Below are 22580 nucleotides of genomic sequence, written 5' to 3' on the forward strand. Positions count from 1 at the left end.
GTGTTGTTTGCGAAAATGTCGTTGTCGCAGAGTCCTGGAAACCAAAAGGGGTATTCATGAAGACCGCCAAAGACGTCCTGAAATCGATCAAGGACAACGACGTAAAATACGTCGACCTGCGCTTCACCGACCCGCGCGGCAAGTGGCAGCACGTGACTTTCGACATCGGCATGATCGACGAGGAAATCTTTGCCGAAGGCACCATGTTCGACGGCTCGTCGATTGCCGGCTGGAAGGCGATCAACGAATCCGACATGTGCCTGATGCCCGATCCGGTCACCGCGACGATCGACCCGTTCTTCGCCGAAACCACCATGGTCATCACCTGCGACGTGCTCGAGCCGACCACCGGCGAGCCCTACAACCGCGACCCGCGCGGCATGGCCAAGAAGGCCGAGGCGATGGTCAAGTCGATGGGCATCGGCGACACCGTGTTCGTCGGACCGGAAGCCGAGTTCTTCGTATTCGACGACGTGCGCTTTTCGTCCCTGCCCTACAACACCGGCTTCAAGCTCGACTCCTCGGAATTTCCGACCAATTCGGACACCGAATATGAAGGCGGCAATCTCGGTCACCGCATCCGCACCAAGGGCGGCTACTTCCCGGTGCCGCCGCAGGACTCGGTGCAGGACATGCGCTCGGAAATGCTCGGCGCGATGGCCAAGATGGGCGTCAAGGTCGAAAAGCATCACCATGAAGTCGCTTCCGCCCAGCACGAGCTCGGCATGAAGTTCGACACGCTGACGCTGATGGCCGACCACATGCAGATCTACAAATATTGCATCCATCAGGTCGCGCACATCTACGGCAAGACCGCCACCTTCATGCCGAAGCCTATCTATGGCGACAACGGCTCGGGCATGCATGTCCACCAGTCGATCTGGAAGGACGGCAAGCCGGTGTTCGCCGGCAACAAATACGCCGACCTCTCCGAGACCTGCCTTCACTACATCGGCGGCATCATCAAGCACGCCAAGGCGATCAACGCCTTCACCAACCCGTCGACCAACTCCTACAAGCGTCTGGTCCCGGGCTATGAAGCCCCCGTGCTGCTCGCCTATTCCGCGCGCAACCGTTCGGCCTCCTGCCGTATCCCCTACACCGCCAACCCGAAGGCCAAGCGCGTCGAGGTCCGCTTCCCCGACCCGATGGCCAACCCGTATCTCGGCTTCGCTGCGATGCTGATGGCCGGCCTCGACGGCATCAAGAACAAGATCGATCCGGGTCCGGCGATGGACAAGGACCTCTACGATCTGCCGAAGGAAGAACTGAAGCAGATCCCGACGGTGTGCGGCAGCTTGCGCGAGGCCCTGGAAAACCTCGACAAGGACCGCGCGTTCCTCAAGAACGGCGGCGTGTTCGACGACGACTTCATCGACAGCTACATCGAGCTGAAGATGACCGAAGTCGAGCGCTTCGAGATGACCCCGCATCCGGTCGAATTCGACATGTACTATTCGCTGTGATTTTTCGCGGCGCTCGCGCCGCTGATGTCACGGTCCACAAATGCGAAAGGCGCTCCGAACGGGGCGCCTTTTGTTTTGTAGACGGGTTAACTCATCTGCCCCACTGGCTGAAACTCATATGCCTCCGTTGCGCGCACACGCGTCCCGCTGGGCGAAACCCTTAACCAGCTTTCGACATGCCCGATAGCGATCTTCCATAGACTGGCCGGCGACCTTGCCCTGTCGCAGATCGCTCTCTTGCGCAACCTTCGGGCCCGGGGGTTTCGGCTTGATCGTGGGCCCTGATATCGTGGATCGCCGCTCTGACGGCTCCTGTTTGGGCACTCGACCATTTTGCGGAGCCTGATCACGCTTGGCCGATGGTTCGGCATCCCCACGCCATTTTACGAGTTGCCAGATTGGGCGAAGCTCGATGCTGCCCCTATCAACGGGCTTGTCTGATTTAGCTGTGAGCAATGTGAGAACGTTCTTGTCGTCCAGTTTTACATTGATCCCCGGAACCGTCTTGATGGAAAACTTGTCGTTCACAATGTATTCGGCGAACCATTTGTACCCCGCCGCATCCCGCGTCCAGGAATGCTTCGTGGGTGGGCCCCAAACGTAATATCCACGTGCGAGGCCGGTCGCGGAAACTTCTGTAACGATCAACATGGCGTTGCGACCCTTGCCACCTCCCCAGCCGCGCTTGCTAGACCACACTCCGACAAACCTGGAATTAGCGCCGAGAGGATCGTCCTGAGCGGGCGAGATAGTGAACTTCGGCATATCGAATCGCTGAGCCACCCCAATCGCTGCCACTTTTTGACTGTCTTCGGCCAAAAACAGGTTTCGGTCGGACGGTCTCGCACCTGAATTTTCGCCTCCTTTGATCGTGCCCGCATTGTCCTCTAGTCGAGGAGAGACAGTCGTGGGAGATGCTGCAGCAACCTCTTTGGATCTGAAGTCCTTGATCCGTTGACGAGCTTCAGCGGCGTGACTGCTCTTTGGATATCTGGAGAGAAATTCCTCGTATAAGCCGGCTGCCGTTGACGTTCGCATAGCTTGCCAAAATTGCTCATCTTCCGACGGAACTGCCGCAACTTGACCAGCAGCAGGCCGTGCTGGAGCGCTGGCACCGGGAGCTCTAAGATAAATCTCCTCCTTCGACAGCGATCCGTACACAAACGGCTGCTGTTCGCGCTTGGTTGCCGCCATGACGTCATCCCGGACTCTCCGAAACAGGAATGAGATTTCGAGCCCAGGTGTCTCAATGTGTCGAAGAAGGGCTATCGTAAACGGACTGTTGCGGCCTTCGCCGTCGCTTGCTGTGGTGCCATCCCGAGCGGCATATGCAATCAGCACGTTGTCGGAGGGTTCTGTCGGAGCCAACCCGCGAGCCACCGCCCGGGTGCTGAGCGAGCGCTTCATCTTTGCAGCAAAGGGATTATTTCGACATGCATCAAGAATGACGAGACCCAGCTGCCGCGCCTTTGAAACCTGGAGACTAATCGAGCGCAGACTGACGGCCTCGCTCTCGATGTCGGCGTCGCTACGCAGTTCGGCATTGACCGGAATCAGCCAATTTTCGCCACCCACCTCCATGCCGTGTCCGGCATAGAATACGACGGCCATTTCCGCCCCTTCGGCAGCGCGGCCGAAATCGACGATGGCTTTACGCATTTCGTGCGCGGTCGCGTTTTTTGTTTGCGTGACCTTGAAATTCAATCGCTCAAGGGCACGCGCAATGTCGGCTGCGTCACGAGGCGGGTTAGGTAGCTCCGGTACCTTTTCGTAGGAGCCGTTCCCGATGACGAGCGCGATCCGATTCTCAGCAAGTGCCGGCTGAATGAGAAGCCAAATTGAAGTGACGACGAAGGTGGCTGCTCTAACGGTGCGCATCGGTACGGTCCTAACCAGCATTAAATTCGAAGCTATCATCCGGGTACCCCGACAACAGGAAAACTAGAAATTGCACATCTTGTGTGATCTAACTCACAGTTTGATGTGAAAGCCTTCGTTGTCCGAAGTGAAACTTGTTTGCGCGCGACGCCTCTCCGCGACACCTCGAATAAATTCTACCCCTCCTTCGGCGGATACTTGCGCAGGAAACGCTCGAGCTCCGGCTGCACGGAATAAGGCGTCGGTATCGGATCGCCGGCCGGATCGACCGCAATATCAAGACAACGGCGCAACGTTCGCGCCAGCTCCGCGCGCCGATACGGCTTGGTCAAAAGCGGAATCCCGTGGCCCGCGCGGTTTTTCAGCGGCAGCGCGCCGTCGCTGTAGCCGGAGGTGAAGAGCACCCGGAGCGACGGACGCCCGGCCATCAGCGTTTCAGCCAGTTGCCTGCCGTTCATGCTGCCGGGCATCACGACGTCGGTGAACAGCAGATCGAACGCGGCGCCCCGATTGACGATGGCGAGGGCCTCGTCGGCATTCGAGGCCACGATCACCTTGTAGCCGAGGCTCTCGAGCTGCATCGTCACATAGTCGCGGATCTTGCGGTCGTCCTCGACGCACAGGAGCGTTTCGCTGCCGCCCTGCACCGGCGAATCCTCGTCTTGTGTCGACGGTTGAAGCGCGCTGGTGTCGGCTTTGGGCAGATAGATCGTGAACGTCGTGCCGCTTCCCTCCTCGCTGCGCACGTCGACGCTTCCGCCCGACTGCTTGGCGAAGCCAAACACCATGCTGAGCCCGAGCCCTGTTCCCTGGCCGACCTCCTTGGTGGAAAAGAACGGTTCAAATATCTTGTCGAGAATGGGCTGCGGAATCCCGGTGCCGGTGTCGCTCACCTCGACGGCGACATAATCGCCGGCGCGTTCGACGCCGCAGGCCACGGCCTCGGGCACACCCAAAGTGATATTGCCGGTCGCAATGGTCAGCTTTCCGCCATTTGCCATGGCGTCCCGGGCATTGATGGCGAGATTGACGACCGCGGAGGAGAGTTGGCTACGATCGACGAATGCCGGCCACGCGTCGTCGTTCAAGGCGGCCTCGATTTCGATATTCTTGCCGAGACTTGGCGCGAGCAATCGAACGGCTTCGCGAATGAGATCATTGACGTCGATCTCGGCCGGCTGCAACGGCTGCTTGCGCGCGAACGCCAGCAGGCTGGCGGTGAGGTTTGCACCGCGGTCGGCGGCGTCGCTGATCAGTTTGGTGATCGAAGCCAGGTGCGGAACGTCCTTGACGCCATCGGCCAGAATTTCGATCGTGCCTGTGATCACCGTGAGCATGTTGTTGAAGTCATGGGCAATGCCACCGGTCAGTTGCCCGACCGTATCCATCTTTTGCGCCTGAATCAGTCGCTCCTCGGCGAGGCGCCGCTGGGTGACGTCCCTGACAAAGGAGTTGATGATGTAACCGTCGCCGCGGCGCAGCGCCGTGAGCGACACTTCGACGAAAAATTCGTGACCGTCCCGGTGCAGCGCCGGTGCCTCATAGCGCATGCCCATGGCGCCGCCGGCGGTCTCACGCAGGAATTTGGCGATCCGCTGCCGGTGCGCCGCGCGAAGGTGTTCGGGAAACACCAGCTCGACCAGCTTCACACCAACCGTCTCCGCCCGCGTCCACCCGGTCAAGGCTTCGGCCTGCGGACTCCATTCGAGAACGAAGCCGTTTTCGTCGGTCTGGACGAAGGCGTCGAGCGCGGTGCTCACGATGGTCTGCGCCATCTGTTCGCTGTCGACCAGAGCCTGCAGGGCGCGCCTTTGTTCGGTGACGTCGCGGAGCACGGTCACCGCCCCGCGAAGCCTGCCGCGTTCGTCGCGCAACGGCCGGGCGTTGGCGACGATGTAGGCTTTGGCGCTGGATCCTTCGGACTGCACCATGAGTTCGAAATCATCGACATGTTCGCCGCGCAGCGCCCGCGCCAGCGGCGAATCCGGGATCGGCAGCGGCGTGGTACCGTCCGAAAGGAAACAGGCGAATTTTCTTACCCCCGTCAGGCTGTCGAAGCCGCGGTCCACACCCAGCAGCTGGCGGGCTGCGCCGTTGGCAACGACGACCACCGCATTCTCGTCGGCCACGACAACGCAATCGCGGATGCTTTCGACCGTGTTTTCCAGCAGGTTTGGCTTGGCGCCAAGCTGGTCTGACAATTCGGCGAAAGCCGCTGATAGCGGGGCCATCTCCCGGCTACCTTCGGCAGGCATCGCAACCGGCTTGCCGCGCGACAGGCCTTCGACCGCCCGGGTCATTTGGGTCAGCTGTCGGGACAGCGAGCCCGCGATGGCGGCCGCAAGCACCAGCGCGACCAAGATCGCGATCACCCCGACGATGAATGCCGCGCGGCCGAAACCATCACCGAACACAGCAAGGGCGCAAATGGTGCCCACGACCAGGAACACCATCGCGAACGCAAGGCGGCTCCTCAAAGTCATGACGACCAACTGCCCAATAAAATCGCTAAGAAAACCGCCAGAGAAACCGCCCAGGAAATGATAACGACAATGGTGTGAGTATGAATGCGGGTCCGGCGCCTTGCGCCGGTTGTTCGGCGCCCTCAGCTACCCCAATGCATAGCCGAGTTCTGCGCCGCGCTCCCGCGTTTTCGGTTCCGTAGAATTACGGACAGCACCCCGGAGAAATGGATATTTCGAATCAAATTATACCCCGAATATCCTGGCGTAGCGCGCCTTGATCTCCTCGCTTTGCGCTTGCACGGCGGCGGGATCGGCCTTGAGCAATTTCAGATTCGCCAGCGGGATGTGCTCGCCCTTCTCCTTCACCAGCGCATGAAACGAGCGGTGTGCGAACACGTCGACCAGCATCTGCTGGGTTTCGGCGCTGAAAAAGAAGTTCTGAAATAATCTTGCCGCGTTGGGATTGGGCGCGCCGCGGAAGATTCCGGAGGGAACGATGATCAACGGCGCCCCCTCGGTCGGATAGACCACCTCGACCGGTTTGCCCTGGTCCTTGGCCAGCACCAGATTGTAGTCGTTGCCGTCGGCCATGATGGCACGCTCGCCGAGCAGGATCTTCTTCGGTGGATCGGCGGCCGACTGCACCTGCATGACCTTCTGCTGCGCCAGTTTCTCCAGATAGACCCAGCCGAGATCGCGCGTCAGCACGAAGGTCGCGGTCAAGATGGCGCCGCTGTAGCCGGGATGGCCCTTGACGATCTTGCCTTGCCATTTCGGGTCGAGCAAATCGGCATAGCTCTTTGGCGCTTCGTCGCGCTTGACGAGATTGGTGTTGTAGCCGATCGCCTCCAGCCAGGCGCAGGACGTCGCGTGCATGCCATCGGGGTCGATCTGGTCGGCCGGGAAATGTTTGGCGACCTCCGCCGGCAGGTAGGCCGCGAGCCAGTTGTTCTTCTTCCAGTCGAGATAATGCGCCGGGTCCGTCGAGTTGGCGACGTCAACGGCGTTGATGCCGCTGCCCTGCTCCTGCGCGATGCGCTGGAAGATCCGCTCCGCGCCGGAACGCTCCACCCGGACGCTGATGCCCGGATATTTGGCTTCGAACGTCCGCGCCATCCGCTCGGCGGTGTTGAGCTCAAGCGCCGTATAGAACGACACCTTGCCCTCTTTCTTGGCAGCCTCGATCAGCGCGGGCGTCACTTCGGAAGGCGGCGGCGCCGCGGCTTTGACCGGCTCGGCGAATAAAAGGCCGGCAACGGAAGCCGTCGACGCCTTGAGCAGGTCGCGTCTCGACCATCGGCGGTCCCGCATCGCACCCTCCCCCTTTGTCGCCCGACCGTTTATCGGCCGCCTGTTCGTTCGAAACCGCCTGCTAGCTCGCCCGCTGATGCGCCTTCAGCGCCTCGCCGAACGCCTCAAACAGCGCACGGTTGATCGGATTGCGCTGCGGGTCGTACTCCGCATGCCATTGCACGCCGAGCGCAAAGCTCGGTGCGTCAGCAATCCGGATCGCTTCGATGGTGCCGTCTTCCGCCACGCCCTCGATGACGACGCGCTCGCCGGGATCGAGAATGCCTTGCCCATGCAGCGAGTTCACGCGAATGGTTTCGCAGCCGAGCAGCTTTGCGAAAGCGCCGTCCGGGGTGAGATGGACGTCATGCCGGTCGGCAAAGATCACCAACGGATCGGGGTGGATTTCGCCGTTCTCCAGCCGCGGCATGCGGTGATTCATGCGGCCGGGGATTTCGCGAATCTCCGGGTGCAGCGAGCCGCCAAAGGCGACGTTCATTTCCTGCAAGCCGCGGCAGATACCGAAGATCGGCACGCCGCGGGCGACGCAGGCTTCCGCCAGCGCAAGGGCGACGTCGTCGCGGTGAATATCGTAGGGCTCGTGCCTCTCATGCGGCTCGGTCTTGAAACGGGTCGGATGAACATTGGCACGGGCGCCTGTCAGCACCACCCCGTCGACGGCGTCAAGCAAGGCGCCGATATCGGTAATCTCCGGCGATCCCGCAAACATCAGCGGCAGTGCGCCCGACACGTCGGCTACAGCGCGGAGATTGCGCTCTCCGACCATCTGGGTTGTGAAACGATTTTCGATGCGATGGGCGTTCCCGATCACACCGACCACGGGCCGTCTCATCGCCAAATTTCTGCTTTCATCGTCCTGCGCAAGGATCTTCTAGGTTGAGCCATGATGTTGACCGATCATGCCTGCGAGAACGTGCCGGATCAACATGATATGCTGCCCACTTCTGCTTTGCAGCTCCGCGCGAATCCCAGGCCGTGCCGGCAAGCCGGCGTCAGAATAGGCGCAAGGCACGCGTTTTGGCTCGTGAAGCCGCCGGACGCGCGGCAAAGGCAGCTACTTCCGGGTGCAGCTACTTCCGGGTAAAGGCTTCCTTGGCATCAACAGCCTCGACGCCGGGCAGACCGGCCGCCCGAAGCGCGGTCGCGGCGGAATTGTCGGCGCCATTCAGCCACGGCAGTTTCGCCTGGATGGCGCGGGTCACCGGCTCGCCCAGCGCGCCGCCGAAATCGAGCGGCCAGAACCCGTTAGGCACGGCCTCGGCCGATATCCCGTGGAGGCGATATCCCTTCCCCAGCGTCGCCTCCGCTTCGTCAGGCTGTACGTTGCGCGCGGTCCCAGGGTTGGCCGGATCGGCAAATGTCACAAGCACCGGGATCAGCGCGCCCGTTACCGGCACGACGCCGGTCTGGCGGTTCATGTCGTTGAACGACACGCGCTTGCCGTCGCCGGCGGCGGCCGTATAGGCGCGCAAGGCTACGTAATTGATGCCCTCGAGTTCGAGTTTCTTGTCGATATGCGCCAGCAGCGCGACCAGATTTTTGCCGCCGCCGAGGTCGACGTAGACGGCATCTCCCACGGTGCGGGTTGGGCCGATACCGCTGTAGCCGCGATACGGGTGGACCGCCACGATTCCGCTCGCCGATTTGCGTCCATCGGCGGTCTCGACTTCGACGGTCAAGCGATATTTGTGGCTGGGACGGTTGATCCTGATCTGGTCGCCGATATAGATCGCCGCCAGCAGCGCAACCGGCCCCAACCATTTGAAATTCATCTCATCCTCGCCGACGCGCCTGTCGCTGGAGCCTTTTCCGTTCCGATGGAATCGGAACGGAGCTCCAGATTCTTAATTTGACGCGTTTTCTTGACGCGAACCGGCGTCCACTTCGCTGGAAAACGCTTTAGTTAGCCTGCACCGCTTGGCACACCGGGCGTGGCAGCGTCAAACCGGCGCGTGCCTCGCCGCTTGATCCCGGGCGAATTTTCGCGAAAGACTGGCGCAGGATATTCTGCAGGAAGGAATCAACGTGACAGGTCCGGCTGACGATCGTCTTTTGGCGCGCAACGATCTGGCGTGGGCGATCTCGGTCGGAGGCATCGGCGTCGTGCTGTTCACGGCACTCTTGCTGTTCACCTGGTATTTCGCCGCGACCCTGTTCCTGATCTTTGCCGGCGTGCTGCTCGGCGTCGCCCTCACCGCGATGGCCAATATGCTCGGCCGTGTGGTCAAACTTCCCCATTCGCTACGGCTAACCGTCGTGGGCCTGGTGTTGGCCGGGCTCCTGTCGGGTATTCTTTTTCTCGGCGGCGCCACCATCGCGCAACAGACCAAGGTGTTGAGCGACACGATCAAGTCGCAGTTGGTTGACCTCAAAGCCTTCCTGGACAGGAATGGGGTCGATACCAGCTTTTTCGACTTCGGCAGCCTCAATGCGGCTTCGGATGCGTCTGCGCCGGCGGCGCCAACAACGCCGCATAGCCTTCCCAGCGCCAGCACCATCGCGTCCAGCGGCGGCGCCATTTTCAGCCAGAGCCTGAAGCTGATCCTGGGCACCGTGAGCGCGGTCGGAAACTTCTTTATCGTGCTGTTTCTGGGCCTCGCCTTTGCCGTGCAGCCGAGCGTTTACCGCAACGGGCTGCTGTTCATGGCGCCGGCCAAGCACCGCGCCCGCGCCACCATCATTATCGACCGCATCGGCTGGACGCTGGAGCGCTGGCTGATCGCGCAGATCATCACCATGGCCGCGGTGTTCTTTGTCACCTGGGTCGGACTTGCCATCATCGGCATCCCCAGCTCGTTCATCCTGGGCATCCAGGCCGGCCTGCTCGCCTTCATTCCAACCGTGGGTGCGATCCTCGGTGGGCTGATCGTGGTGCTCGCGAGCCTCGCTTCGGGATGGGTCGCGGCGTTGAGCGCGTTCATCCTGTTCCTCGGCGTGCACGCGCTGGAAAGCTACGTGCTGACGCCGATCATCCAGCGTCAGGCGCTGGATATTCCGCCCGCCACGCTGTTCGCGTTCCAGATCCTGCTCGGCGTCGTGTTCGGCATCTGGGGGCTGGCGCTGGCGCTCCCCCTGATGGCGATCGCCAAGGTCATGATCGACCATTTCAAGGCCGAAAGGACGATCGCGTAAGCCGGGCTGGAGCTTTTCCGGCCCCGATTGAACCGGAACGGGGCTCTGGATTCTTGATTTGACGCGTTTTCTTGACCCGAACCGGTTTTCATCCCGCATCAAGTGCGGGACAGGCTTTCGCTGGAAAACGCTTTAGCCCGCCGAGGTCAACACCGTCTCGGTGTGCTCGACCTCGGGCGGCGCCGCAAAGTACTGCCCGACCAGGCCGCGCCATGCCGTAAAATCTTCCGAGCCGCGGAAGTCGACGGTGTGATTTTCCAGCGTTTCCCATTGCGCCATCAGGCGATAGCGCTGCGGCTTCTCAATCGACTTGTGCAGCTCAAACCCCTTGCCGCCCTTGGCGCGCAGGAACAGCGGACGCGCCTTGGCCACCGCGGCCTCAAAATCCTTCTCGGTGCCGGGTTTGACGTCGATCTGTGCGATTTCGGTGATCATTGATGAAGGCCTTCTGCTGGGAACAATCGTCTCTAGAGCCTTTTCCGTTCCGATGGAATCGGAACGGGGCTCTAGATTCTTGTTTTGACGCGTTTTCTTGCCGCGAACCGGTATCCACTTCGCTGGAAAACGCTCTAACCCAGCCCGGCGCAAAGAAAAAGGCGCCTCGCGGCGCCCGGCATCAGCATCCCGAAGGTCAGCCTCAGTTGAACAGCAACACTGCGCCCACAACCATCATCGCGCAACCGATGAACAGGATGGCGGGCCAGCGCGTTCTGCGCTGATCGTAACGGCCCTGCGCCCGGCGCTCGGTTATGAGCGCCGTCTCGAATTCTTCCGAGCTGGAGAACATGCAGGCGAAGCCGCCACGGGCGGAGACTGCGGCCGCTTCGAGCGACATCAGGGCAGCTTGGGGGTTTCGCGAGCGTATCGACTCCATAAGTAAATAATATGGACAGAATGGTAAACGCGAGGTTACCGCCGCGTTTTCCTGCAGCGCGTTTTCAAGCGAAAGCCTGTCCCGCACTTGATGCGGGATGGCTACCGGTTCGCGTCAAGAAAACGCGTCAAACAAGAGTCTGGAGCTTCGGTTCTGATCAAATCAAAACCGATCTGCTCTAGGTCGCAGCAACCTGCGCACGAGCCGGCGCCGGAAGGCCTGCAGTCTTGCGCCGCCAGTGTTCGAGCGACAGCGGCAGCTCTTCCGCGGCCTCGACGCGATTGCGGCCGCTGCGTTTGGCCTGATAGAGCGCGGTGTCGGCCGCCGCCAGCAGCACCTCGAGTTCGGTGCCCGCCGGCCCGCCGGCCACGCCGATGCTGACGGTGGTATCGACCGGCCCTTCCTCGCACACGATTCCGGACGCCTCGAACGCTTCACGCACGCGCTCGGCCACCAGCACGCCCTCTTCCAGCGCACACGGCAACAGCGCGGCGAACTCCTCGCCGCCGATGCGGCCTGACAGATCGCTGATGCGCAGATTATTGACCACGACGGTGGCAAACAGTTTGAGGATTTCATCACCCGCCGGATGACCGAAACGGTCGTTGATGCCCTTGAAATGGTCGATGTCGAAGATCATCACCGTCACCGGCCGGCCGGCGTTGGCCTCGCGTTCGATCACCCGCGCACAGGCCTCGGCAAAGCCACGGCGGTTGAACATGCCGCTCAAGGGATCGATCGACGCTGCCGTCTTGTGCACGGTCACGGCACGATCCGACACCAGCATGAAGATGACGAACACGGTGCCGATCGCATAAAGCACGAGCTCGATCGAAAACGCCGTCACCCAGATGCTGCTGTAGAAGGTTTCGTCGTGTGGACGCAGCAGATCGCCGAGCAGGATCGGCAGCATCAGCACGCAGCCGTGCATGACAGGCACCGCAATGGTCGGCCAGCGCTTCTGCATGCTGCGCCGCCGCTCGCTCCACAATTCGGAGGCCGTCAGCGCCGCGTAGATCGCAACGATGGCCGCACCGGCGGTCAGGCGCATCGCCGGATCCAGCCACGGCAAGCCCACGGATACACCGACCCAGGCGATCGCGCCGAACACCAGTCCCGGCAGATTGGGCTTGCGGCCGAGGAATACACGGGCGGCATTCCAGACCATGCCGCAGGCGATGAAGCCGACCGCGTTCAACGCCAGCGTCAGCGGTCCGCCAAGTGCGGCGCCGCCGACGGTCCAGATCGCGACCGAGGCCGCACCGAGCAGATAGGCCGTGCCCCACCACTTCAACGCCGGGACATTTTCCTGCTTGCCGAAGAAAATGAGCATGGCCCCGAGCATGCCCGCAACCATGGTTGCGAACAGATATAGCGTGGACGTATCGAACGACATGAGCCCCACCGTAAAAGTGTGATGCAATGCTGGGAGCGTATTTGGAAATGTGATGCTGCGCCCCCGCAGTCCTGGCACGCTAGGCCGCTCGGGTTCCAATTTCGTGTGTACGCGCACGAAAGTTTTCGTGAAAATCTGCGTTAATTCATCTCTAAACTCACAACAAAAAGGGCGCTGAAAAGCGCCCTTTTTCTTCGTTTTTGAATGCAGCAATCGCTGCAAATTTTAGCGAAGCAATTAGCGCTTCGAGAACTGGAACGACTTGCGCGCCTTGGCGCGGCCGTACTTCTTGCGCTCCACGGTACGGGAGTCGCGGGTCAGGAAGCCGCCCTTCTTCAACACGCCGCGCAGATCCGGCTCGAAGCAGGTCAGCGCCTTGGAGATGCCGTGACGCACGGCACCCGCCTGGCCCGACAGACCGCCGCCGGCGACCGTGCAGATGACATCGTACTGGCCGGCACGGGCAGCTGCGACCAGCGGCTGCTGGATCAGCATGCGCAGAACGGGACGCGCGAAATAGACTTCGACTTCGCGGGTATTGACCACGATCTTGCCGGCGCCCGGCTTGATCCAGACGCGGGCGACCGCGTCCTTGCGCTTGCCGGTGGCGTAGGCTCGGCCGAACTTGTCGACCTTCTTGACGTATTTCGGCGCGTCGGGCGAAGCCGTCTTCAGGGACGACAACTGGTCGAGCGACTGCATGGTATCGGACATCTTATGCGGCCCTCATGTTCTTGCGGTTCATCGAAGCGATATCAACCGTCTCGGGCTGCTGGGCTTCATGCGGATGTTCGGCGCCGGCGTAAACGCGCAGATTGCCCATCTGCACGCGGCCGAGCGGTCCGCGGGGGATCATGCGCTCGATGGCCTTCTCGACGACGCGCTCGGGGAAGCGACCCTCGAGGATCGACTTCGCGGTGCGTTCCTTGATGCCACCGATGAAGCCGGTGTGCTTGTAGTAGACCTTCTGGTCGCGCTTGCGACCGGTCAGAACGACATGCGCCGCATTGATGATGACGACGTAATCGCCGCAATCGACGTGGGGCGTGTAGGTAGGCAGGTGTTTGCCGCGCAGACGCATGGCGACCAGGGTAGCGAGCCGTCCGACCACCAGACCTTTGGCGTCGATCAGCACCCACTTCTTCGTCACCTCGGCGGGCTTAGCCGAAAAGGTTTTCATGTGAGGAAATCCGTGAAAGGGGACTGCGGCGCAGGCTGCGCCGAACTGCGCGGTTTCTAGAGAACCGCGCGCGGTGCGTCAATGCCAAACGATAAGAATTATAATAGCAAAAACAATCACTTATAAATATGGTGTTATATTACCGTATAAAAGACTATTTGTTTGGAATGGAATAGGTCGACGTCACGTGCGCGATCGGATCGGGTGACGTGCCCGACAGCAGATTGACCTCCCCCACCGCCAGCCGCTTGCCGAGCTTCAACAGCCGCGCTGCGGCCAGCACGTCCTGTCCAGGCTGGCCCTTGCGCAGGAAATTGATGTTGAGATTGGTGGTCACCGCGAGCCCAACCGGTCCGATCGCCGACAGCAGCACCACATACATTGCGAAATCGGCCATCGCCATCAGCGTCGGGCCCGACACCGTGCCGCCCGGGCGGAGCATGTTCTCGTTGTAGCGCTGGCGCAGCAGGCAGGTTTCGCCATCCGCGCTTTCGATGGTGATATCGCCGCCTTTGAACGCCTGCGGGAATTCCTCGTGGAGGAACTTCTCCAGTTCAGCCACGCTCATTTTCGCTGCCGCCATGCTGACCCCTGCCCTCGCTTCAGATCGCCTGTTACATTAAGTTGTCATCAAAGCCCAAACAAAACCCAAGAAAACCATTGAGCGGAAATTTTTGAGATGTCGCCCCAGACCGCCCGCGCGCCCGCCCCTCAATCGCCGATCCTGCTGCGCGAGCGGGTCGGCAGCGTCGCCGTGCTTACCTTGAACCGGCCCGCGGCGCGCAACAGCCTGTCGGAGGGCTTGATCGCCGAACTGCATGCGGCGCTGAAGGACATTCACGGCGACAAGAATGTGCGCGCACTCGTCATCGCCGCCAACGGCCCGGCGTTTTCGGCCGGCCACGACATGAAGGAACTGACCGCGCGCCGAAGCGACGCCGATAGCGGCCGCGCCTATTTCGCAGAGATCATGAATGCCTGCAGCGCGATGATGCAGGCGATCGTGCAATTGCCGAAGCCGGTGGTCGCCGCGGTTCAGGGCGTCGCCACCGCCGCCGGTTGCCAGCTGGTCGCGAGCTGCGATCTGGCGGTCGCCTCCGAAGCCGCAAGCTTCGCCACGCCCGGCGTCGACATCGGGCTGTTCTGTTCGACGCCGATGGTGGCGCTGTCGCGCAACGTGCCGCGCAAGCAGGCGATGGAAATGCTGCTCACCGGCGAGCCGGTGGACGCCACGACGGCGCAAAACCTCGGCCTCGTCAATCGCGTGGTTCCACCCGGCACCGAACGCGATGCGGCGATTGCACTGGCGCAAAAGGTTGCGCTGAAATCCGCCTACACCGTCAAGCTCGGCAAGGAGGCCTTCTATCGCCAGGCCGAAATGAGCCTCGCCGACGCCTATCGCTACGCGGCAGAGGTGATGACCGAAAACATGATGGCGCGCGACGCCGAGGAAGGCATCGGCGCCTTCATCGAGAAACGCGAGCCGAAATGGCAGGATAGATAGCTTTTCCGTCATTGCGAGCGCAGCGAAGCAATCCATCGATACCAAGCAAAGAAAGAATGGATTGCTTCGTCGCTTCGCTTCTCGCAATGACGCAGGGAATCATAAATGAACCACGACGCCTACGACGACAATTACATCCGCGCGATCCTCAACAGCGTGAAATCGATCGCGATGGTCGGCGCCTCGCCGGTCAACGTGCGGCCGAGTTACTTCGCGTTCAAATATCTGGCACAGCGCGGCTACGACATGATCCCGGTCAATCCCGGCCATGTCGGCAAGAGCCTGCTCGGCAAACCCTTCGTCGCTTCGCTCGGGGATATCGACCGCCCGATCGACATGATCGACATCTTCCGCAATTCCAGCCACATCATGCCTGTGGTCGATGAAGCCCTGAAATTGTCGCCGCTGCCGAAGGTGATCTGGATGCAGCTCGGCGCGCGCGACGACGCCGCTGCGGAAAAAGCCGAAGCCGCCGGCATCCAGGTCGTGATGAACCGCTGCCCGAAGATCGAATATGGGCGGCTGTCATCAGAGATTTCCTGGATGGGCGTCAATTCGCGAACGCTCAGCTCCAAGCGCGCGCCGATCCCGACGCAGGGCATGCGTCTGTCGCTGAACCGGATGAGCGTCGGCGGCGGTGAAACCGCTGCATCCGACCGCGCCGCGAAAAACAAGAGCGAACTGTCGTAACGCAGATGCGAAACGATTGTTTCGAAAACGTGGCCAACGGCGCGGAGCGCCGCCTAGCTACAGGCTCCCGTGAAGCACGTCCGTTCCTAATCCACGATATGTGAAACGGTCGCCTTGACGGCGGACGCGGCTTGCGATCAGCATGCCGCGCATTTTCGACGAACCAAAAACAGGATGCATAGAATGACCGATCGCCACCCGGGATTTTCGACCCTTGCCGTGCATGCGGGCGCGCAGCCTGATCCGACCACCGGCGCGCGGGCGACGCCGATCTATCAAACCACGTCCTTTGTTTTCAACGACGCCGATCACGCTGCGTCGCTGTTCGGCCTGCAGGCCTTCGGCAACATCTATACCCGCATCGGCAATCCGACCAACGCCGTGCTGGAAGAACGCGTCGCCGCGCTCGAAGGCGGCACCGCCGCGCTTGCAGTCGCGTCCGGACACGCCGCCCAGGTGGTGGTGTTCCAGCAATTGCTGATGCCCGGCGACGAGATCATTGCCGCGCGCAAACTCTATGGTGGATCGATCAACCAGTTCACGCATGCATTCAAGAGCTTTGGCTGGAACGTCGCATGGGCGGATTCCGATGATATTGCAAGCTTCGAACGCGCGGTGACGCCGCACACCAAGGCGATCTTCATCGAGTCGATCGCCAATCCCTCGGGCAGCATCACCGATATCGAGGCGATCGCCGCCGTCGCCCGCAAGGCCGGCGTGCCATTGATCGTCGACAACACGCTTGCCACCCCCTACCTGATCCGCCCGATCGACCACGGCGCCGACATCGTCGTCCATTCGCTGACGAAATTTCTGGGCGGCCACGGCAATTCGCTCGGCGGCATCATCGTCGATGCCGGCACCTTCGACTGGTCGAAGGACAACAAGTATCCGATGCTGAGCGAGCCGCGCCCCGAATATCACGGCATCAAGCTGCAGGAAACTTTTGGCAATTTCGCCTTTGCGATCGCCTGTCGCGTGCTCGGCCTGCGCGACCTCGGCCCGGCGCTGTCGCCGTTCAACGCCTTCATGATCCTCACCGGCATCGAGACGCTGCCGCTGCGCATGCAGAAGCATTGCGAGAACGCCAAGGCCGTCGCGGAATTTCTCGCCGGCCATCCGAAGGTCGCCGCGGTGAACTATGCGGGTCTCGCCAGCGACAGGTACAACAACCTCGCGCGCAAATACGCACCGAAGGGTGCCGGCGCGGTGTTCACCTTCAGCCTCAAGGACGGTTATGACGCCGGCGTCAACCTGGTGTCGAACCTGAAACTGTTCTCGCATCTGGCCAATGTCGGGGACACCCGCTCGCTGGTGATCCACCCGGCCTCGACCACGCACAGCCAGCTCGACGACGCCGCCAAGGTGAAATCGGGCGCCGCCCCCGACGTGGTCCGGCTGTCGATCGGCATCGAGGACAAGGAAGACCTGATCGCGGATCTGGAGCAGGCGCTGACGGCCTGAGGGCCATCGCACGTCGCATCACCACGACTCGTGGTACCCCGCGAAAGCGGGGTACCCAGTACGCCGCGGCCTAACGGTTTACCCGCCCCCCGTGCGCAATTGCGCACTCGGGCGGTGGCGACAGTTGGTGACCGCCGCCTCCCAGCCGGCCATCTGGCCCGAAATCACAAGCCTCTCATTAACGGTCATTCCGGCATAAAGTGGCGCTGAGCCGCCCTTGATGATTCGGAGCAAACGATGCTGCGCTGGATGACGCCATTTCTGGTCGCTATTTTCGCGATCGGAGCTGCTGCCGCGGACGAGGGCCCCGGTGCCGCCAAGGCCCCCGATGGCACCGCAGCATCAAAGCCTGCCGACAGCCCGGCCGCTACCACATCCGCCAAAAGCCCAGCCGTGGCGAAGCGCGCCAATAACGCCGCCGCCGGCAAGCGCGCCGCGGTTCGTGCCACAAAACAATTGCCGCCGGGCCTGCCCCGCGCGCACTACAATTACCGGACCATCGTCGCCCCCGCGACGGCGCCTCTATATGTGCGCCGCGGCCGGCAATTGGTGGTGGTCGAGGAAGCCGATCCCGACGTGCTGTTCACGCCGGTCGGGGTCGTGCCCTATGCGCCGCGTGTGTACGGTGTGCCGTTGCTGCCGGGCTCCAACACCCTGCCGGGCTATTATGGGACCAGCCATTCCTACAGCTATGATGGCCCCTATTACGGCGGCCCCTATACGCCCTACTGGAGTCGCCTGCCTTACGCCGGCGGCGTCTACGGCTATCGCTAGCCGCGACTGCAACAGAAACGGACTTTTGGACGTGGCAGGGCCACCGCGAAAAACTAAGACACCGAATTCCGCGCGCGCGATCACCGCCGACCTCGTCGCCGTGCTGGTCGCGGTGACCGACGGCCAACCCAAGATCATGACGATCGCCAATGCGGGTGCGCTGCCGAGCGGGCCGTTCGAATTCAAGCACCGCTCGCTGCAATCGGGTTTGCGGGCGTGGGTCGAAGCGCAAACCGGCCATCCGCTCGGCTATGTCGAACAGCTCTATACGTTTGCCGATCGTGGACGCACCGGGGATGGCTCATCACCCCACTCCGTCTCGATCAGCTATCTCGGGTTGACCCGCGAGGATCAGGTCGCCGACGGGGCGGCGGCGCATTGGTCCGGCTGGTATGATTATTTCCCCTGGGAAGATCATCGGGAAGGGCCGCCTTCTCTGCTGGCGAAGCTGCTGACGCCGCGACTGCGCGCATGGGCGAAATCCGCGCCCTCGCCAGCGCTGCAACGTGAACGCTGGCAGCGTGCCGCGATCACCTTCGGGTTCGAAGACCGCGAGTGGAATGAAGAACTCGTGCTGCAACGTTACGAATTGCTCTTTGAGGCCGCGCTAATTCCCGAAGCGGTTCGCGAAAGCGGCAACGCGGCCACGCTGGTGCCCGGCCGGCCGATGACGGCCGATCACCGCCGTATTCTCGCGACCGGAATCGCCAGGCTGCGGGCCAAGATCAAATACCGCCCCGTGGTATTCGAGCTGATGCCGGCGGAATTCACCCTGCTGCAACTGCAACGCAGTGTTGAAGCGCTTGCAGGACGGCTGGTGCACAAGCAGAACTTCCGCCGCCTGATGGAACAACAGCAACTCGTTGAGGAAACTGGCGCAATCGCCGCCGACACGGTCGGCCGCCCCGCCAAGCTGTTCCGCTTCCGCCACGCCGTCCTGGCCGAACGGGCCGTCGCCGGAACCAAACTCCCGCTCTCGCGCACTTGACTTAGGTTATGCTCAGGATAAGTATAAGCCATGATATGCTCATGGAGAGTATAAATGGCCAGCCTCAATGCCGACGCCCTCGCCCGCACCGCGCCGCTTTACGAGAGGGTGAAACGCGTGATCCCGCCGCCCGAATGGGCGACCTTCGCAGGCGACGTCGACGCCATTCTCGACCTCAAGAGGAAGCGCAACGCGGTCATCCTGGCGCACAACTACCAGACGCCGGAAATCTTCCACGGCGTCGCCGACATCGTCGGCGATAGCCTGCTGCTCGCGCGCGAAGCCACCAAGGTTGACGCCGATATCATCGTGCTCGCCGGCGTGCACTTCATGGCCGAGACGGCCAAGCTGCTCAATCCGCAGAAGATCGTCCTGATCCCTGATCTTGCGGCCGGCTGCTCACTGGCGGATTCGATCACCCCGGCGGACGTGCGGTTAATGCGTCAGCGATATCCCGGCGCGCCCGTCGTCACCTATGTCAACACATCGGCCGCCGTGAAGGCGGAATCCGACATCTGCTGCACCTCGGGCAACGCGCTCAAGGTGGTGGAGTCGCTGGGCGCCGAGCACGTCATCATGTTGCCGGACGAATATCTGGCGCAGAACATCGCCAAGCAGACCAACGTGAAGATCATCGCGTGGAAGGGCCACTGCGAAGTGCATGAACTCTTCACGCCTGACGACATCAGGCAGATCCGGGAGAACCACCCCGGCGTCACTGTTCTGGCGCATCCGGAATGCCCGCCCGAGGTGGTGGCGGAAGCTGACTTCTCCGGCTCGACGGCGGCGATGTCCGGCTATGTCGAACAGCAGCGCCCGCCCCGCGTCGTGCTGCTGACCGAGTGCTCGATGAGCGACAACGTCGCGGTGCTGCATCCCGATGTCGAGTTCATCCGGCCCTGCAATCTGTGCCCGCATATGAAGCGGATCACGCTGAAAAATATCCGCCATGCGCTGGAGACCAATCAGCACCAGGTGACAATCGATCCCGCGATCGCCGCCCCCGCGCGGCGCGCCGTCGAGAGGATGCTGGCGATATGAGCACGGATATTTCAGCGCTGGCCAACCGTCCCGTAATCATCGGCGGCGGCGCCGCAGGATTGATGACGGCATTGCAACTGGCGCCGGAGCCGGTGCTGGTGGTGTCGAAGGCCCCATTGGGTGCGGAGGCCTCCAGCCTGTGGGCGCAAGGCGGGCTCGCCGCGGCGATGGGTGCGGACGACGATCCTGCGCTGCATCTCGCCGACACCCTCGCTGTCGGCGCCGGCCTTTGCGATGAGACCACCGCAAGCCGGATCGTCCACGCAGCGCCCGCGGCGGTCGAACATCTCGCGCAACTCGGCGTCGCCTTCGACCGGCGGCCGGACGGACGCTGGCGGCTTGGCCTCGAAGCCGCCCACAGCCGCAACCGGATCGTACACGCCACCGGCGACGGCACCGGCCGCGAGATCATGCGGGCATTGATCGCGGCGGTACGCCGCTGCCCAACAATCACGCTGCTGGAGGGTGTCGAGGCGCGGCGGCTGATCGTCGAGGACAACGCCGTCAAGGGCGTGCTCGCCGTCAACGCGCAAGGCCCGCTGGTCATCGATAGCGGCCGCGTCGTGATCGCGACCGGCGGGATCGGCGGACTGTTTCTCGACAGCACCAATCCGGCCGGCTGCTTCGGCCAAGGCCTCGCGCTGGCAGCGCACGCGGGCGCGAAGCTTTCGGACCTGGAGTTTGTCCAGTTTCATCCAACCGCGTTCGATGGACCGTCGCGGCCGATGCCGCTGCTCACCGAGGCTATCAGAGGCGACGGCGCAACCCTGATCGACGAAACCGGTGAGCGTTTCATGGCGAACGAGCCAGGCGCCGAACTCGCAGCCCGAGACATCGTCGCCCGCGCCGTGTGGCGCCGCCGCGCTGAGGGACATCGGGTATTCCTCGATGCACGGAAGCATCCGGGGAAGGATTTTGCCAAGCGCTATCCCGTCATCTCCGCGTTCTGCAAGATGGCCGGGATCGATCCTGCGACCGATCCGATTCCGGTCCGGCCCGCCGTGCACTACCACATGGGCGGGATTGCCGTTGATCTCGAAGGCCGCAGCACGGTTGGCGGCCTCTGGGCCTGCGGCGAGGTCGCCCGCACCGGGTTGCACGGCGCCAATCGTCTCGCCAGCAATTCGCTGATGGAAGCCATCGTCTGCGCCGAGTGGGTTGCCGGAAGCGTCAGCAGAGCAAGCCGCGGGCCATTGAAGGCGCGTGCGCCCCTTGCGCCCCTGCCCGCCTCCGATCCATCGCCCCTACGGCCAATGATGTCGCAAGGCCTCGGCGTGCTCCGCGACCGCAACGCGATCGGACGGCTGGTTCATAGCCTCTTGCCGATCGCCCACAGAGACGGCGCGGCATCCGATCCAGCGCTGGTGGGATTGATGATCGCCGTCGCCGCCTATCGGCGCGAGGAGAGCCGCGGCGGGCACTTTCGTACCGATTATCCCGACACGCTGCCGTTGGCCACGCCGTCATCGATCTCGCTTTCCGAGGCGCTGGACGCCGCTCGCGAGATTGTGGAATCCGACACCCTGTCTCTTGGGAGTGCCCAATCATGACCCTCAATCCCCTCCTGCCCATCATGTACGAGCCGATCGTGCGAACCGCCCTCCTGGAGGATCTCGGTCGCGCCGGCGACATCACGGCTGACGCGATCGTTCCCGCCGACCAGCAGGCCGCGCTGGTGCTGCGCGCGCGGCAGCCCGGCGTCGTGGCTGGCCTCGACATCGCACGCTGCGCCTTCCAGTTCGCCTCGCCAGCCATCACGCTCCGTGCGGAGCGGCCCGACGGCAGCGTCGTCGCGCCGGGCGAAGTCATCGCGACCATCGAAGGCCCCGCACGCGGTTTGCTGACCGGCGAGCGGACGGCGCTGAACTTCCTGTGTCATCTCAGCGGCGTTGCAACGGCCACCGCCTCGCTGGTCTCAGCCGCGAAGGGGACGAAGGCGCAGATCGTTTGCACGCGCAAGACGACGCCGGGGCTGCGCGCGCTGGAAAAATATGCGGTGCGCGCCGGCGGCGGCGGCAATCATCGTTTTGGCCTCGACGACGCCATCCTGATCAAGGACAACCACATCGCGCTGGCCGGCGACATCCGCAACGCCATTGAGCGCGCGAAGGCCCATGCCGGTCACCTCGTCAAGATCGAGGTCGAGGTCGACACGCTGGCGCAGCTCGAACAGGTGCTGGCACTCGGCGTTGACGCGGTGCTGCTCGACAACATGTCGAACGAGGAGCTCAAGCAGGCCGTGGCCATGACCGGCGGCAGGGCGATCACCGAGGCGTCCGGCCGCATCACCGCCGCCACCGCGAAGGCGATCGCGGCAACCGGCGTCGACCTGATCTCGGCCGGCTGGATCACCCACAGCTCGGCCGCGCTCGATATCGGGCTCGACTATCTCGATCTCAAGCGGCAGGCCGCTTGAG

The 22580-nt window shown here is 62.5% G+C and carries 21 protein-coding genes; 10 read left to right on the plus strand and 11 right to left on the minus strand.

Translation table 11 applies throughout. The annotated features are described in order from the left end of the window. The first annotated feature begins 56 nt into the window (after positions 1-56). The gene (gene glnA / locus JQ597_RS07360) at positions 57-1466 is read left to right on the plus strand and encodes a type I glutamate--ammonia ligase (RefSeq protein WP_212263561.1); all 1410 of its coding nucleotides are present in this window, start codon (positions 57-59) and stop codon (positions 1464-1466) included. A 114-nt stretch (positions 1467-1580) separates the two neighbouring features. Here the strand turns inward: glnA and JQ597_RS07365 are convergent, their stop codons facing one another. The 5 genes from JQ597_RS07365 to JQ597_RS07385 all read right to left on the minus strand — a co-directional run bounded on the left by JQ597_RS07365 (position 1581) and on the right by JQ597_RS07385 (position 8892). Next, the gene (locus tag JQ597_RS07365) at positions 1581-3344 is read right to left on the minus strand and encodes a caspase family protein (RefSeq protein ID WP_212263562.1); all 1764 of its coding nucleotides are present in this window, start codon (positions 3342-3344) and stop codon (positions 1581-1583) included. Between the two features lie 176 nt (positions 3345-3520). Then, complete coding sequence (locus JQ597_RS07370; RefSeq protein WP_249135843.1) at positions 3521-5827, minus strand: hybrid sensor histidine kinase/response regulator; 2307 nt, start codon at positions 5825-5827, stop codon at positions 3521-3523. A gap of 225 nt (positions 5828-6052) precedes the next feature. Further along, positions 6053-7120 (minus strand): extracellular solute-binding protein, encoded by a 1068-nt coding sequence (locus JQ597_RS07375; RefSeq protein WP_212263563.1) that lies wholly within the window; start codon positions 7118-7120, stop codon positions 6053-6055. Between the two features lie 61 nt (positions 7121-7181). Then, a complete protein-coding gene (locus tag JQ597_RS07380) occupies positions 7182-7952 on the minus strand; it encodes a gamma-glutamyl-gamma-aminobutyrate hydrolase family protein (protein ID WP_212263564.1) in 771 nt (256 codons plus the stop codon). A gap of 238 nt (positions 7953-8190) precedes the next feature. Continuing rightward, a complete protein-coding gene (locus JQ597_RS07385; protein ID WP_212263565.1) occupies positions 8191-8892 on the minus strand; it encodes a hypothetical protein in 702 nt (233 codons plus the stop codon). A gap of 253 nt (positions 8893-9145) precedes the next feature. Here JQ597_RS07385 and JQ597_RS07390 point away from each other — a divergent pair, with 253 nt between their 5' ends. Beyond that, the gene (locus JQ597_RS07390; protein WP_212263566.1) at positions 9146-10252 is read left to right on the plus strand and encodes an AI-2E family transporter; all 1107 of its coding nucleotides are present in this window, start codon (positions 9146-9148) and stop codon (positions 10250-10252) included. Positions 10253-10384: 132 nt separating this feature from the next. On the opposite strand, the gene JQ597_RS07395 is transcribed toward JQ597_RS07390, so the two are convergent. The 6 genes from JQ597_RS07395 to JQ597_RS07420 all read right to left on the minus strand — a co-directional run bounded on the left by JQ597_RS07395 (position 10385) and on the right by JQ597_RS07420 (position 14285). Further along, positions 10385-10687: an antibiotic biosynthesis monooxygenase family protein gene (locus JQ597_RS07395; protein WP_192733478.1), complete on the minus strand. Its 303-nt coding sequence runs from the start codon at positions 10685-10687 to the stop codon at positions 10385-10387. A gap of 202 nt (positions 10688-10889) precedes the next feature. Continuing rightward, a complete protein-coding gene (locus JQ597_RS07400) occupies positions 10890-11126 on the minus strand; it encodes a hypothetical protein (RefSeq protein WP_192733479.1) in 237 nt (78 codons plus the stop codon). A 178-nt stretch (positions 11127-11304) separates the two neighbouring features. After that, positions 11305-12522, minus strand: a complete 1218-nt coding sequence (locus tag JQ597_RS07405) for a GGDEF domain-containing protein (protein ID WP_212263567.1) — start codon at positions 12520-12522, stop codon at positions 11305-11307. Positions 12523-12759: 237 nt separating this feature from the next. Further along, a complete protein-coding gene (gene rpsI / locus JQ597_RS07410) occupies positions 12760-13236 on the minus strand; it encodes a 30S ribosomal protein S9 (RefSeq protein WP_212263568.1) in 477 nt (158 codons plus the stop codon). A 1-nt stretch (position 13237) separates the two neighbouring features. After that, positions 13238-13702, minus strand: coding sequence for a 50S ribosomal protein L13 (rplM, locus tag JQ597_RS07415; protein ID WP_212263569.1), 465 nt, complete (start codon positions 13700-13702; stop codon positions 13238-13240). A 154-nt stretch (positions 13703-13856) separates the two neighbouring features. After that, the gene (locus tag JQ597_RS07420) at positions 13857-14285 is read right to left on the minus strand and encodes a PaaI family thioesterase (RefSeq protein ID WP_212263570.1); all 429 of its coding nucleotides are present in this window, start codon (positions 14283-14285) and stop codon (positions 13857-13859) included. Between the two features lie 96 nt (positions 14286-14381). Between JQ597_RS07420 and JQ597_RS07425 the strand changes: the two genes are divergently transcribed. The 8 genes from JQ597_RS07425 (at position 14382) to nadC (ending at position 22579) form a co-directional block, all read left to right on the plus strand. Further along, positions 14382-15206: an enoyl-CoA hydratase gene (locus JQ597_RS07425; protein ID WP_212263571.1), complete on the plus strand. Its 825-nt coding sequence runs from the start codon at positions 14382-14384 to the stop codon at positions 15204-15206. A gap of 105 nt (positions 15207-15311) precedes the next feature. Then, positions 15312-15896, plus strand: a complete 585-nt coding sequence (locus JQ597_RS07430) for a CoA-binding protein (protein WP_212263572.1) — start codon at positions 15312-15314, stop codon at positions 15894-15896. Positions 15897-16079: 183 nt separating this feature from the next. After that, a complete protein-coding gene (locus JQ597_RS07435) occupies positions 16080-17360 on the plus strand; it encodes an O-acetylhomoserine aminocarboxypropyltransferase (RefSeq protein ID WP_192733486.1) in 1281 nt (426 codons plus the stop codon). A gap of 237 nt (positions 17361-17597) precedes the next feature. Further along, complete coding sequence (locus tag JQ597_RS07440) at positions 17598-18134, plus strand: NADH-quinone oxidoreductase subunit E (protein ID WP_212263573.1); 537 nt, start codon at positions 17598-17600, stop codon at positions 18132-18134. A 31-nt stretch (positions 18135-18165) separates the two neighbouring features. Continuing rightward, positions 18166-19122: an NUDIX hydrolase gene (locus tag JQ597_RS07445; RefSeq protein WP_212263574.1), complete on the plus strand. Its 957-nt coding sequence runs from the start codon at positions 18166-18168 to the stop codon at positions 19120-19122. Positions 19123-19176: 54 nt separating this feature from the next. Further along, positions 19177-20163 carry a quinolinate synthase NadA gene (gene nadA, locus JQ597_RS07450; protein ID WP_212263575.1) on the plus strand — a complete coding sequence of 329 codons (987 nt, stop codon included), beginning with the start codon at positions 19177-19179 and terminating at the stop codon, positions 20161-20163. Continuing rightward, positions 20160-21713: an L-aspartate oxidase gene (locus JQ597_RS07455; protein ID WP_212263576.1), complete on the plus strand. Its 1554-nt coding sequence runs from the start codon at positions 20160-20162 to the stop codon at positions 21711-21713. Before nadA ends, JQ597_RS07455 begins: the two co-directional genes overlap by 4 nt. Beyond that, positions 21710-22579, plus strand: a complete 870-nt coding sequence (gene nadC, locus JQ597_RS07460) for a carboxylating nicotinate-nucleotide diphosphorylase (RefSeq protein WP_212263577.1) — start codon at positions 21710-21712, stop codon at positions 22577-22579. The genes JQ597_RS07455 and nadC overlap by 4 nt, the downstream gene beginning before the upstream one ends. The last annotated feature ends 1 nt before the right edge of the window (position 22580 follow it).

The sequence above is a fragment of the Bradyrhizobium sp. AUGA SZCCT0177 genome, from assembly GCF_018130125.1.
In the GTDB taxonomy this organism is placed as follows: domain Bacteria; phylum Pseudomonadota; class Alphaproteobacteria; order Rhizobiales; family Xanthobacteraceae; genus Bradyrhizobium.

What these genes read in the sequence shown, in the direction of transcription:
- rpsI (WP_212263568.1), bottom strand. Translation starts at nt 13,236, where the DNA reads ATGTCCGATACCATGCAGTCGCTCGACCAGTTGTCGTCCCTGAAGACG.
- JQ597_RS07440 (WP_212263573.1), top strand. Translation starts at nt 17,598, where the DNA reads ATGCTGCGCTGGATGACGCCATTTCTGGTCGCTATTTTCGCGATCGGA.
- JQ597_RS07375 (WP_212263563.1), bottom strand. Translation starts at nt 7,120, where the DNA reads ATGCGGGACCGCCGATGGTCGAGACGCGACCTGCTCAAGGCGTCGACG.
- nadA (WP_212263575.1), top strand. Translation starts at nt 19,177, where the DNA reads ATGGCCAGCCTCAATGCCGACGCCCTCGCCCGCACCGCGCCGCTTTAC.
- JQ597_RS07385 (WP_212263565.1), bottom strand. Translation starts at nt 8,892, where the DNA reads ATGAATTTCAAATGGTTGGGGCCGGTTGCGCTGCTGGCGGCGATCTAT.
- JQ597_RS07395 (WP_192733478.1), bottom strand. Translation starts at nt 10,687, where the DNA reads ATGATCACCGAAATCGCACAGATCGACGTCAAACCCGGCACCGAGAAG.
- JQ597_RS07400 (WP_192733479.1), bottom strand. Translation starts at nt 11,126, where the DNA reads ATGGAGTCGATACGCTCGCGAAACCCCCAAGCTGCCCTGATGTCGCTC.
- JQ597_RS07370 (WP_249135843.1), bottom strand. Translation starts at nt 5,827, where the DNA reads ATGACTTTGAGGAGCCGCCTTGCGTTCGCGATGGTGTTCCTGGTCGTG.
- JQ597_RS07405 (WP_212263567.1), bottom strand. Translation starts at nt 12,522, where the DNA reads ATGTCGTTCGATACGTCCACGCTATATCTGTTCGCAACCATGGTTGCG.
- JQ597_RS07380 (WP_212263564.1), bottom strand. Translation starts at nt 7,952, where the DNA reads ATGAGACGGCCCGTGGTCGGTGTGATCGGGAACGCCCATCGCATCGAA.
- JQ597_RS07455 (WP_212263576.1), top strand. Translation starts at nt 20,160, where the DNA reads ATGAGCACGGATATTTCAGCGCTGGCCAACCGTCCCGTAATCATCGGC.
- JQ597_RS07420 (WP_212263570.1), bottom strand. Translation starts at nt 14,285, where the DNA reads ATGGCGGCAGCGAAAATGAGCGTGGCTGAACTGGAGAAGTTCCTCCAC.
- glnA (WP_212263561.1), top strand. Translation starts at nt 57, where the DNA reads ATGAAGACCGCCAAAGACGTCCTGAAATCGATCAAGGACAACGACGTA.
- rplM (WP_212263569.1), bottom strand. Translation starts at nt 13,702, where the DNA reads ATGAAAACCTTTTCGGCTAAGCCCGCCGAGGTGACGAAGAAGTGGGTG.
- JQ597_RS07435 (WP_192733486.1), top strand. Translation starts at nt 16,080, where the DNA reads ATGACCGATCGCCACCCGGGATTTTCGACCCTTGCCGTGCATGCGGGC.
- nadC (WP_212263577.1), top strand. Translation starts at nt 21,710, where the DNA reads ATGACCCTCAATCCCCTCCTGCCCATCATGTACGAGCCGATCGTGCGA.
- JQ597_RS07430 (WP_212263572.1), top strand. Translation starts at nt 15,312, where the DNA reads ATGAACCACGACGCCTACGACGACAATTACATCCGCGCGATCCTCAAC.
- JQ597_RS07425 (WP_212263571.1), top strand. Translation starts at nt 14,382, where the DNA reads ATGTCGCCCCAGACCGCCCGCGCGCCCGCCCCTCAATCGCCGATCCTG.
- JQ597_RS07365 (WP_212263562.1), bottom strand. Translation starts at nt 3,344, where the DNA reads ATGCGCACCGTTAGAGCAGCCACCTTCGTCGTCACTTCAATTTGGCTT.